At 65.2% G+C, this 11,894-nt stretch carries 8 protein-coding genes; 1 reads left to right on the top strand and 7 read right to left on the bottom strand.

Annotated features, from left to right (window positions below; all coding sequences use genetic code 11):
• Positions 1-22: 22 nt before the first annotated feature.
• The 7 genes from ASC89_RS12260 to ASC89_RS12230 all read right to left on the bottom strand — a co-directional run bounded on the left by ASC89_RS12260 (position 23) and on the right by ASC89_RS12230 (position 10,366).
• A complete protein-coding gene (locus ASC89_RS12260; RefSeq protein WP_244488455.1) occupies positions 23-1,264 on the bottom strand; it encodes an ROK family transcriptional regulator in 1,242 nt (413 codons plus the stop codon).
• Between the two features lie 8 nt (positions 1,265-1,272).
• On the bottom strand, positions 1,273-2,139 hold the full coding sequence (locus ASC89_RS12255) for an NAD(P)-dependent oxidoreductase (RefSeq protein ID WP_055998132.1): 867 nt from the start codon (positions 2,137-2,139) through the stop codon (positions 1,273-1,275).
• An 86-nt stretch (positions 2,140-2,225) separates the two neighbouring features.
• On the bottom strand, positions 2,226-3,938 hold the full coding sequence (locus tag ASC89_RS12250) for an ABC transporter ATP-binding protein (protein ID WP_055873276.1): 1,713 nt from the start codon (positions 3,936-3,938) through the stop codon (positions 2,226-2,228).
• Complete coding sequence (locus ASC89_RS12245; RefSeq protein WP_055998962.1) at positions 3,928-5,076, bottom strand: ABC transporter permease; 1,149 nt, start codon at positions 5,074-5,076, stop codon at positions 3,928-3,930. The genes ASC89_RS12250 and ASC89_RS12245 overlap by 11 nt, the downstream gene beginning before the upstream one ends.
• A gap of 8 nt (positions 5,077-5,084) precedes the next feature.
• Positions 5,085-6,074 (bottom strand): ABC transporter permease, encoded by a 990-nt coding sequence (locus ASC89_RS12240; RefSeq protein ID WP_055873285.1) that lies wholly within the window; start codon positions 6,072-6,074, stop codon positions 5,085-5,087.
• Positions 6,075-6,078: 4 nt separating this feature from the next.
• Positions 6,079-8,187, bottom strand: coding sequence for an alpha-amylase family protein (locus ASC89_RS12235; protein WP_055998129.1), 2,109 nt, complete (start codon positions 8,185-8,187; stop codon positions 6,079-6,081).
• 247 nt (positions 8,188-8,434) lie between these two features.
• Positions 8,435-10,366, bottom strand: coding sequence for an ABC transporter substrate-binding protein (locus ASC89_RS12230; RefSeq protein WP_055998126.1), 1,932 nt, complete (start codon positions 10,364-10,366; stop codon positions 8,435-8,437).
• A gap of 345 nt (positions 10,367-10,711) precedes the next feature.
• Between ASC89_RS12230 and ASC89_RS12225 the strand changes: the two genes are divergently transcribed.
• Complete coding sequence (locus tag ASC89_RS12225; RefSeq protein ID WP_055998123.1) at positions 10,712-11,803, top strand: sialidase family protein; 1,092 nt, start codon at positions 10,712-10,714, stop codon at positions 11,801-11,803.
• The last annotated feature ends 91 nt before the right edge of the window (positions 11,804-11,894 follow it).

The following is an 11,894-nucleotide window of genomic DNA, read 5'->3' as shown; positions in this document are numbered from 1 at the left end:
AATGCACTCCGGCTTGTCCCCGCTAGCGCGGTGTGCGGCCCTTGCCGAGGTCGGACAGCGTCAGTTCGCGGCGGACGGCTTCGACGCCGAATAGTTCGGCATGCAAGCGATGCAGCGCCTCACCGAGGGCGCCCACCAAGGTGGCGCGGTCGGCCAGCGCGCTGGCCTCGACTTTCGGAGGCTCGCGCATCAGCCGCGGCAGCAGGCCGCGCACCCGTTCGACGATCTCGGGCCTGAGCCCGATGCTGCCGCCGAAGACGATCAGGTCGACATCGATCACCGCATGCACCGCGCCGATCGCCAACGCCAACAAGCGGGCGGTCTCGTCGATGGCGGCGACGGCGGCCGCCTCGCCCTGGCCATAGGCGGCGAGGATCTCGGTCACCGAGAAGCCGGCGGCACCGCCATAGCCCTCGTAGCGCCGCTGCAGCGCATCGACATTGGCCGCCGTCTCGAAGGTGCCCGAGGCGAAGCCGGAGGGATCGAACGGGTTGCCGCCGAGCGGCAGGTAGGCGATTTCGCCGGCCGCCCCGCGCCCGCCGCGCAGCAGCTTGCCATCGGCGACGATGCCCATGCCGACGCCGCGCCCGACACCGAAATAGGCGAAGTTGCGCGCCCCGCGGGCGACGCCCTGCCACAGCTCGCCCAGCGCCGAGAGCTTGACGCCGTTCTCGATGGTCAGGGGCACGCCGATCTCGGAGCGCAGCTCGTCGACCACGTTGATGTCGCCGAGGTGCGGAATGGAGGGGGCGATGTCGATATGGCCGGTGACCGGGTCGACCACGCCGGGGCTGCCGACCACCACCAGCTTCACCCGATCGCGCGGCACCCCGAGCGTGTCGGTCAGTTCGCGATAGAGCACGCCGATCTGGCGCACCACATTGGTGCCACCACGCGGGTCGGTGGCGGCGGCGATCTCGCCCACCACCTCGCCGCGGATATTGGCCAGCGCGATCTGCGCGATCTCACCCTCGAGCCGGATGCCCAGCACATAGGCCGACCCGGCGGTGAGCTCGTAGGTCGGGGCGCTGCGGCCGAGCTTGCCCTGCATCTTGCCCGAGACTTCGAGCCAGCCGTCGCGCTCGAGCTCCAGCACCACCTGCGTGGTGGTCTGGCGCGACAGGCCGGTATGTTTCGCCAGCATGGCCCGCGAGGTCGGGCCATTGAGCAGGATGGTTTCCATGATGGCGCGAACCGACAGCTGCCGCGCCACCGGCGGCAGCTGCGCGGGACGAACCGGAGCCTGGTCGCTCTCCGCGCTCACGATACCGGTCAGCGCTCCAACCGCGCGAGGAGGCTCGAGGTGTCCCAGCGCTTGCCACCCATGGCCTGCACTTCGGCATAGAACTGATCGACCAGCGCGGTGAGCGGAAGCTTGGCGCCATTGGCGCGCCCTTCCTCGAGCACGATGCCCAGATCCTTGCGCATCCAGTCGACGGCGAAGCCGAAGTCGAACTTGCCGGCATTCATGGTTTTGTAGCGGTTTTCCATCTGCCAGGATTGGGCGGCGCCCTTCGAAATGACGTCGATCACCGCCTCGATATCCATGCCCGACTGCTTGCCGAAATGGATGGCCTCGGCCAGCCCCTGCACCACCCCGGCGATGCAGATCTGGTTCATCATCTTGGCGAGCTGGCCGGCGCCGGGCGCACCAAGGAGCCGCGCCGCCTTGGCAAAGCTCATGATCACCGGCTGGGCGATCTCGAAGGTCGCCTGGTCGCCGCCGACCATCACGGTCAACTGGCCATTCTCGGCGCCGGCCTGCCCGCCCGAGACCGGCGCATCGAGGAAGCCGAAGCCCGCGGCGGAGGCCGCGGAATGGAGTTCGCGCGCAATGCCGGCCGATGCGGTGGTGTGGTCGACGAACACCGCACCGTTTGCCATCGCCTTGAAGGCGCCCTCGGCACCCAGTGTCACCTGACGCAGATCATCGTCATTGCCGACACAGGCGAAGACGATGTCCTGCCCTGCCGCCGCTTCTGCCGGCGTCTTCGCCAGCCGGCCGCCCTGCTCCGACACCCACTTTTCGGCCTTTGCCGTGGTGCGGTTGTAGACGGTGACCTCGTGCCCTTTGGCCTTCAGATGCCGGGCCATCGGGTAGCCCATGACGCCGAGCCCCAGGAAAGCTGCCTTGACCATTTTGTTCCTCTTTCTCTAGAGCGCTTTCAGGAAAAGTTGCAGACTTTTCCGGTTCGAAAGCGCGACAAAATCAATACCTTGGGCATTCAACGAAGCGTAGCGACGCCCAAGGAAGTTTCGGTGTAGCGGGCGCGCTGCTGCATGCGCGGGCGGCGCGGATCGGGATAGGGCACGGCAGAGATCAGTGCCTGCGTATACGGATGGCTGGGCGACGTACAGATGGTCTGCGCGTCGCCGACCTCGACCACCCGGCCGCGCCGCATCACCGCGACCCGGTCGCAGAAATAGCGGATCACGCCGATGTCGTGGCTGATGAAGATGAAGCTCAGCCCCAGCCGCTGCCTGAGTTCGATCAGCAGGTCGAGGATCTGGCTGCGGATCGACACGTCGAGCGCCGAGGTCGGCTCGTCGGCGATCAGTACCTTGGGGTCGAGCGCCAGCGCCCGGGCGATACCGATGCGCTGGCGCTGGCCGCCGGAAAAGGCGTGCGGGTAGCGATCCATCATCTCGGCATCGAGCCCGACCAGCTCGAGCAGCTGGCTGACCCGGGCGTTGATCTCAGCGGCCGAACCGCGCCGGTTGATCAGCAACGGCTCGCCGACGATCTGGCGCACGGTCATGCGCGGGTTCAGCGAGGCGAACGGATCCTGGAAGATGAAGCGGATCTCGCTGTAGAGGTTGCGCAGCCCCGCCTTATCGAGCGTCCGCACCACAACCGGCGCCGCGCCGGGCGGCGAGTAAACCACCTCGCCATCGGTCGGCTCCACGGTGCGGAGGATCAGCCGCCCCAGGGTGGTCTTGCCCGAGCCGCTTTCCCCCACGATCCCCAGCGTTTCGCCCGCCGCGAGTTCGAGGCTGACGGCGTCAACGGCGCGCAGCGTGCCCTTGGCCTTGCCGCCGAAGGCGCCGATGCCGAGCTGATAGGTCTTGCCCAGGTTGCGCAGCGAGAGGATCGGCGACGATACGACCGATAGCGCCGGGCGCGCTGCCGGCTGCTCGAGCTTCAGCGTCGCGGCGAGCAGTCGCTGCGTATAGGGATGGGTGGCGCCGTGGAAGACCTGGTCCACCGGCCCGGCCTCGACCACCTGCCCGCGATACATCACCGCCACGTCATCGACCGTCTCGGCCACCACGCCCATGTCGTGGGTGATGAGGAGCATCGCCATGCCGCGTTCGCGCTGGATGCGGCCGATCAGGTCGAGTACTTCGGCCTGGGTAGTCACATCGAGCGCCGTGGTCGGCTCGTCGGCGATCAGCACACGCGGGTTACAGGCCAGCGCCATGGCGATCATCGCCCGCTGCCGCATGCCGCCCGAGAACTCGTAGGCGTAGCGATCGATCGCCTGTTCGGGGTTGGGAATTTCCACCTGCCCGAGCAGCTCGATAGTGCGGGCCCGCGCCGCCTTGCGGTCGAGCTTTAAATGCAGCTCGAGCACCTCCATCACCTGCGCGCCGATGGTATGCACCGGCGACAGCGAGCTCATCGGCTCCTGGAAAATCATCGAGATATCGGCGCCGCGAATGGCGCGAATGGCTTCGCCGCGCCGCGGCAGTTGCGCGATGTCGATCTCGCCCAGCCGGATCGAACCGCTGGTGATCCGCCCGGGCGGATCGACCAGTTGCATCAGGGCGCGCGCGGTGACGGATTTGCCCGAGCCGCTTTCGCCGACGATGCCCAGCGTGCGGCCGGCGCGCAAATCGAAGCTGACGCCGTCGACGGCGCGGAAGCTGCCCTGACGCTGGGTGAAGTCGACGGTCAGATCTCGGACCGAAAGGACGATGTCGGGTTCAGCTGTCATAGGGATCCGCCGCGTCTCGAAGCCCATCGCCGAGGAAGTTGAAACTGAGCACTGCGATCATCACGAACAAAGCCGGCCAGAACAGCAGCCACGGGGCGCTGGTGATGGCGCGGAGGTTCTGCGCGTCCTGCAGCAGCACGCCCCAGCTTACCACCGGCGGCTTCAGCCCGACGCCGAGGAAGGACAGCGAGGTCTCGGCAATGATCATTGCCGGCACCGCCAGCGTCACCATGGCGAGGATGTGGCTGGTCATCGAGGGCAGCATCTGGCGGAAGATGATCCGCATCTCGCCTGCCCCGTCGAGCCGCGCCGCAGTGACGAAATCCTCGTTGCGCAGCGAGAAGAAGCGACCACGCACTTCGCGCGCCAGGGAGGTCCAGCCGAGCAGCGAGACGATGGCGGTGACGGTGAAATAGACCTCGATCGGCCCCCAGGTCAGCGGGATCGCCGCCGCCAGCCCCATCCACAAGGGGATGGTGGGCATGGCGCTGATCACCTCGATCAGCCGTTGGATGACGCTGTCGAGCCAGCCTCCGTAATAGCCGGAAATGCCGCCGAAAAAGACGCCGAGGACAAGCGAGATCACCACCCCGACCAGCCCGATCGACATCGAGATGCGGGTGCCGTGGATCAGCCGGCTCAGCACATCGCGGCCCAGCCGGTCGCTGCCGAAGAGGTACACTACCTCCTTGGGGTCGGTGGCGCCGATCAAGTGGATGTTGGCGTCGATCAGCCCGAACAGCCGATAGGGCTGGCCCTCGACGAACAGGCCGAGCGGAATGATTTTGTCGGGGTTGGCGGTAAAGCTCCGGCGCATCGCTTCGGTATCGACGGTGATGTCATAGCCTGAAGCGTGGAAGTTGAAGGCCCAGCCACCATCGGCTGAGGGCGCGAACAGATTGATGCCCTGCGGTGGCGCGTAGGTATATTGCGGCCGGGTGGTCTCAGGGCTGTAGGGCGCGAGGAACTCGGCGAAGATGCCGGTGAGATAGAGCAGCACCACAATGACCAGCGATACCACCGCCAGCTTGTGGCGGCTGAAGCGCCAGGCCATCAGCCGCCACTGACTGGCGGTCGCGGCCGAGTTGCCCGCCCGCGCGATGATCGGCGGCGGCAGGGCCAAATCTTCTTCTGACATCACGCCGCTCATCGCTGGTACCTGACGCGCGGATCGAGCACGGCGAGGAGGATGTCGGAGAGCAGCATGCCGATCAGCGTCAACACGCTCATGATCAGGATGAAGGCGCCGGCGAGATACATGTCCTGGCTGACCAGGGCGCGCAGCAGCAGCGGGCCGGCCATCGGCAGGTTGAGGACGATCGCCGTGATGGTGACGCCCGAGATCAGCGAGGGCAGCACCCAGCCGATGGTCGAGACGAACGGATTGAGCGCGAGGCGCACCGGGTAGCGCATGATCAGGGTGAACTCGGAGAGGCCCTTGGCGCGGGCGGTGACGACATAGGGCTTACTGAGTTCATCGGAGAGATTGGCGCGCATCACCCGGATCAGCGCCGCAGTCGACGAGATGGCGATCACCACCACCGGGATCCACAAATGCTGCAGCAGGTCGATGAACTTGGCGAGGCTCCAGGGCGCCTGCTCGTATTCGGGCGAGAACAGCCCGCCGACATTGAGGCCGAACCAGGTGAAGCTGATGTACATCAGCCCCAGCGCCAGAATGAAGGTCGGCACGGCGAGCCCGACAAAGCCGAGGAAGGTGAAGACATAGTCGCCGATCGAGTAGCGGCGCACCGCCGAGTAGATGCCGATCGGAATGGCCAGCGCCCAGATCAACACCAGGCTCAGGGCCGAGACGAAAATCGTCACCCCCATGCGATCCCAGAGCAGCCGGCTCACCGGCTGGCCCCAGTCGAACGACCAGCCGAAATCGCCGCGGAAGATGATGTTGGAGATCCAGTTCCAGTACTGCACGTAGAACGGCTGATCGAGCCCGTAGAGCGCGGTCAGCCGGTCGATCGAGGCCTGGTCGAGCGACTGCCCGGAATCGGCGATCGCCGAGGTCAGCGAGGTCAGGAAATCACCCGGAGGCAGCTGGATGATCAGGAACGATACCAGCGACATGCCGAACAGCGTCGGGACCATGTAGAGCAGGCGCTTGAGGATATAGAGCAGCATGCCGTCAGGGCCCGAACTCGACGAGCACCACCTCGTTGGTGTGGATCTCGGGCAGATCGACATGCAGCCTGCCACCCTGGAGGCTGGTGGCCGGCACCTGCCCCGAAACCAGCAGCCGCGCCGTCGCCGTCGTAGCGCCAGACGGCAAAGCGACGGATACCGACTGGCCACGCAGCGGAATGGTTTCGCGGATCGGGCCCTTCATCATCATCGGGTTGGTGAGGTTCACGAGGTGCACCGAAATCTGGCCCGCGCCGTCGCGGGTGGCAATGTCGACGAGGCCGGGGCCAGCCGACTGCACGCGCGCCGGGGTACCCAGCGCCCAGCGGAAGGCGTTGTCGAGCAGCCGCGAATGATCGGCATTGGTCACTTCCCAGAAGATCTCGCCGATGTTCCAGGGGAAGTAGACCACCCGGCCCTTGCCGACCTGTCGGGCCAGCACCGCAGGTTCAAGGGCCGGCTCCCGCGCGTAAATTTCCTCCATCGGCAGGTCGGGGAAATGCGGCACGAAACGGAACGGCACTTCGGAGACGCCGTGAACATCGAGGGGAATGCGGCGGGTGCCGCCCATGATGCGCGAGGCGCCGTCGAAGCCGCGGAGGATCGGGTGATCGGCACCGTCGAGCGCGATGTAGGTGTTCTTGACCGGCCCTTCGGTCGGCCCGGCAACGCTGGCGCCGAACAGGCGGGAGAGTCCGAAATCCGGCCGCTGCACCCCGTGCTCGTCATAGAGCGAAGTCTCGAAGCTGGTGACCAGCGCACCGCCGCGTTCGACATAGCGGGTGAGCATGTCGCACTGCGCCTCGGAGAGGAACGCCGCGTTGGCGACGGCGATCAGCCGGTAGCGGTCGAGCGCCGCATCGGTCATCACCAGGTCGGAGAGCAGGTCGAACGGCATCCGGGCTTCGACCAGCGCGTGGTAGAAGCCGAGCTCGTGCCCCTCGGCATTGTCGCGGTCGTCCGAGTGCCAGGTGCGCAGCGTGGTGCTGGGGTCGAGCAGGGCGATTTCGGCAGTCGGCGCCAGCTTTGACAGCACCGGCTCGAGCTCGGCATGGAGGCGGTAGGTTTCGACGATCGGTGGCAGCCAGCGGTTGTCGTGCACCTTGGCGTTGAACTTGGTGAACCAGGGCCTCAGCCCATGCGCCATGCCGTCGATCATCCACATGCGGATTTCCTCGGGCGACTGCACCGAATCCTTCCAGCGCCACTTCTCCTCGACCGAAGTGGAGGTGACGAGTCCGATCGGCTTGTCGCCCATCACGCCGCGCATGCGCTTGCCGTCGCGCCCGGCCGACCAGATCGGCACCACGCCGGTGCGCCCCTGGTGGTCGACGAACAGGATAGGGCAATAGCGTTTCACCTCGTCGAGGGCGAAGTCGAGCATCGAGGAGTTGCCGATATTGGGAATGAAGCGGCCATGCGGACGCTCGGACGCGACGATGCCATTCCAGTGTCCGACGAGTTCGGTGAGCACATCGCGCGACCAGCCCAGCCAGGCCTGCCAGGTCGGATCGAACGGATCGCGCCGGCGTGGCAGCTCGCGCCCGGTCTTCGCCCGGAAATCGCTGCTGCAATGGGCGCAGTAGCAGACGCCGTGACCGGACCAGCGATTGGCGAAGATGGCGTCGATATCGTAGCCGGCGGCGATCTCGCGGATTACCTCGCTCATGAACTCGCGGTTATAGCCGCCCCAGGCGCAGGTGACATAGGCCTCGGGGAACGACCAGTGTCTGCGGAGCTCGCCTTCGGCGGTCACCGAGATCCATTCGGGATGCGCTGCCGCCACGTCGGCGTGCACAGCGTGCGGATCGACGCGGGCGACCACGTGCATGTTGCGCTGCCGCGCCCCGGCCACCAGGTCGCCAAACGGATCGCCGTCGCCGATATGACGGCTGACATAGTGCAGCGGGATCTTGCTCGGATAGTAGGCGACATAGCCGCCGGCCGAGAGGCAGGTGGCGTTCGACTGGGTCTCGTCGAACACGCCGAGCCAGAAATCGAGGTCGTAGCTCCCTGGGTCGTCCTCGACCAAAGTGAGCTGCGTCCAGCGCGTCGCGCCTTCATACCAGGTGGGTGACCTGAGGCCGCTCAGGGCCTCGGCTGTGCTGTTCATCGCTACTACCGCTAGATCGTTTCGCATTGGCTGCATCGGCATGGCGGTTAGGCTCGGTCTGGACCTACCCACCGGCTGTCATCCCAGCGAAAGCTGGGACCCATCTCGCAGCCGGCGCCGGTGGAGGGTTGGATCCCTGCTTTCGCAGGGATGACATCGGGGGTGGTTCAGGTCATCGGTGAAAGGCTCTAATGCGCCGGAGAAAAAAGCGCCGGGAAGCCCTGGGGGGCTCCCCGGTCAGGCCGGGTCAGGCCTTGAAGTACTGCTCGGGATTGGTCGGCGCCGGAGTGGGATAGCCGAAGGAGTTCGGCATCTTGTCGGGCACGTTGTGGAAGTCGTTGCGCACGATGCCGTAGGCGTCGTTGGGCACCTTGATGCCGATGCAGTAGAACTGGTCGGCGGCGATCTCGAGGATCTGCTTGAACGCCTCGACGCGCTTCAAATCGTCGACCGTGCTCTTCATCTCGTCATAGAGTTTGAGCGCGTCCTGCACCTGGGCCGGCGGCTCGACGGCATTGGCGGCGGTCTTATCGTTATACCAGATCTGCCAGCCCATGGCGTAGAAGGCGTTGCCGCTATAGGGCACGAAGTAGCGCGGATCGAGCATGGCCGCGAGGCCGATGCCGCCGCCGAAGCGGTTGGTGGTGGCGTCGTAATCCATGTTCTGGCGGATGCGCACTTCCCACAGTGAGCGGTCGATCAGCTTGAGCTGGCCGTCAATACCAACCGCCTTCAGCATCGGCATCATCAGCTGCATCATGTCGACCATTTCGAGCCGGTTCTGATCCTGCTCGACGATGATGGTGATGCGGCGGCCGGAGCTGTCGAGGCGATAGCCATCGGCATCCTTGTTGGGCGCGGCCTTGTCGAGGAATTCATTGGCCTTGGCGAGATCGAACTCGGTGAATTGCTTCGCCAACCGCTCATTGTAGAGCGGATCGCCCTCGGCGATGGCCGGCTGCGAGGCCGAGCCGATGCCGACGAACACCGAGTCGATCAGCGCCTGCCGGTCGATGGCATGCGACAGCCCGATGCGGAAATCCTTGTTCGAATAGAGCTCTGCCTTGACCTTGTCCGGATGGGTCATGTTGAGGCAGATCGCCATCTCGTTGGGCTGAGTCGAGAGCGTCGTATAGAAGTCGTAGCCGCCACGTTCCTTGCCGTCGAACAGCACCGACTTGTTGGTCGGGGTGCCGATATACTGGTCGAGCAGGTCGATCTCGCCCTGCAGGCACTTGAGCAGCAGCACCTGGGCGTCGGCGACCAGCACGTAATCGATGCTGTCGAGATAGGGCAGCTGGTTGCCGGCGGTATCGACCTTGAAATAGTAGGGGTTGCGTTCGGCAATGGCATGCTCGGTGCTCTCGCCCGGCGCCACCTTCATCTTCCATGGGTGGAGGACGGGGATTTCGCTGTTGGTGAAGAAGTCGTCCTCGAGCGCCGCGCCGGATTTCTTCTGGAACAGTTGCACCCAGCCCGACAGGCCCTGGTCGGTCGCGAGCTTATCGGCGTCCGGATTGTACTTGGGCAGGAACTGGCTGAGGTAGTGCTTGGGGAAGCGGGTCGTCTGGTCGCTGTCGGCCCAGGCCAGCAGCAGCAGGAACAGGCCGTTCGAGCTCTTGAAGCTGACCGTGAAGGTGAGCGCGTCGACTTTGGTGAACACCGCCTTGTCCTCACCGACGATCAGGTGGTCCTGGTTGGTGACCTCGATGTCGGGGTTGGAGAACACGTCCTCGTACCAGAACATCACGTCGTCGGTGGTGTAGGGCTGGCCGTCGGACCACTTGTGGCCTTCGCGCAGCTTGAAGGTGAATTCGGTGGCGGCGTCGTTGGCGACGACGGATTCGGCGACGTTGGGGATCACCCCGGTCCATTCCGGGTTGTAGCGCATCAGCGGCTCATAGGCCTGGTAGCGGAACAACATCGACAGCGAACCGCCGCCAACAATGGTCGAGCGCCAGGTGCCGCCGTACTTGCCCACTTCCCTGAGCGGCGTCACCACCATCGGGTTCTTGGGCAGGCGGTCAGCCAGCGGCGGGAGTGTGCCGGCATCGGCCAACGCCTTCAGCATCGGCGCCTCGCCGATCGCAGCGGCGAGCGCCGGGCCGAGGCCAGTCGCCGCAGCGGCGAGCGTCGCCAAGGACGACGTGACGAACAGTCTCCTGGATAGCTTGATCATCTCACATGTTCCCCTGATTGCTGCGCGTGGAGCCCCTTGCTCCCGCCGCGTACCAGCGTCCCGCCGGCCGCGATTGCCTCAACACCCCCGAGGCAATGCTGAGCTAAACGGTAGCGCCAACGCCTATTTTGTCAAGGCCCATGACAAATGCACGACGAAAGTTGCATTCTGCTCGTCGATTCCGGCTTATCAGCTCGACCCGCATGGGATTATGGTCATGGCCGCTGACAAACGTGACAGACGCGCACGCCCAACATTGCTGACAATCATCTATTTTCCGCTTGACCGGTTGGGGTGGGTGCCGCATCGTGGATAATGTCGACATTATGCAGGCTGGAGGGGTCGGTGGAGCAGGTGACGATCTTTCGCGAACCGGGGAAATTCGCCGGCTGGCCCGCCAATTACGGCATGTGGGCCTGGGGCGATGAACTGGTCGTCGGCTTCACCGTGTCGACCTTCAATGCCAATTCCGGCTTCCATGCCCGCGACCGCTCGCAACCCACCACAACCACCATGGCGCGCAGTCTCGACGGCGGCAGGACCTGGAGCTATGGGCCGTTTCCTGGCCGGCTGCCCGGCGGCCGGGCGCTGTCGGCCGACGAGCACATGATCAAGGGGCTTAAGCTCGAAGAAGTAATGGATGGCCCGGAAGGGCCGACCGCGCTCACCGAGAAGATCGACTTCACCCATCCCGACTTCGCCTTCATGGCGGCGCGCACCGGGCTCGAGCCGGGCGTCCAGTCGTTCTTCTACTTCTCCTATGACCGGGCGAAGAGCTGGCAGGGCCCGTTCAAATGGCCGCAATTCGTCTGGGCCGGCGTCGCCGCCCGCACCGACTATGTGGTGGTGAACCAGGATCACCTGATCGTCTTTCTCACTGCCAACAAGTTCGACGGCGAGGAAGGCCGGGTATTCGCGGCCGAAACGCTGGATGGCGGGCTGAGCTGGAAATTCCTCAGCTGGATCGGCGAGGAGCTCTGGGGCAAGGACCACGGCATCATGCCGGCAAGCCTGATGCTGAAGAACGGCGACATCCTCGTCGTGGTCCGTGCCGGGCACGGCCACGACTACACCATGGAAACCTACCGCTCGAGGGACCTCGGCCGCACCTGGGGGCCGATGCAGGTGGCGGCGGCATTCAAGGACAATGCCAAGAACCACCTCGGCAACCCCGGCACGCTGAACCAACTGGCCGATGGCCGCGTGGTGATGACCTACGGCAACCGCGACGCCCCCTACAGCATCGACGCCAAGGTCTCATCCGACAATGGCGAGACCTGGGGCCCGACCATCGTGCTGCGCAGCGGCGGCGGCAGCCATGATCTCGGCTATCCGCGCACCGTCACCGCGGCCGATGGCACCCTGGTCACCGCCTACTATTTCAACGAGGACGCCAGAACCGAGCGCTTCATCGGCGCCACGCGCTGGCGACCATGAGATCGATGATCGACACCATGTTCCAACCGATAGAGCCGCCCCGCGGCTTGGCTTGTGCAGCGATTTTATTGCTGACAATATATCCTCAACA

Source organism: Devosia sp. Root413D1, assembly GCF_001425235.1.
Lineage (GTDB): Bacteria > Pseudomonadota > Alphaproteobacteria > Rhizobiales > Devosiaceae > Devosia_A.
The sequence above is the reverse complement of the archived record's forward strand: the minus strand, read 5'-3'. Positions and strand labels throughout refer to the sequence as shown.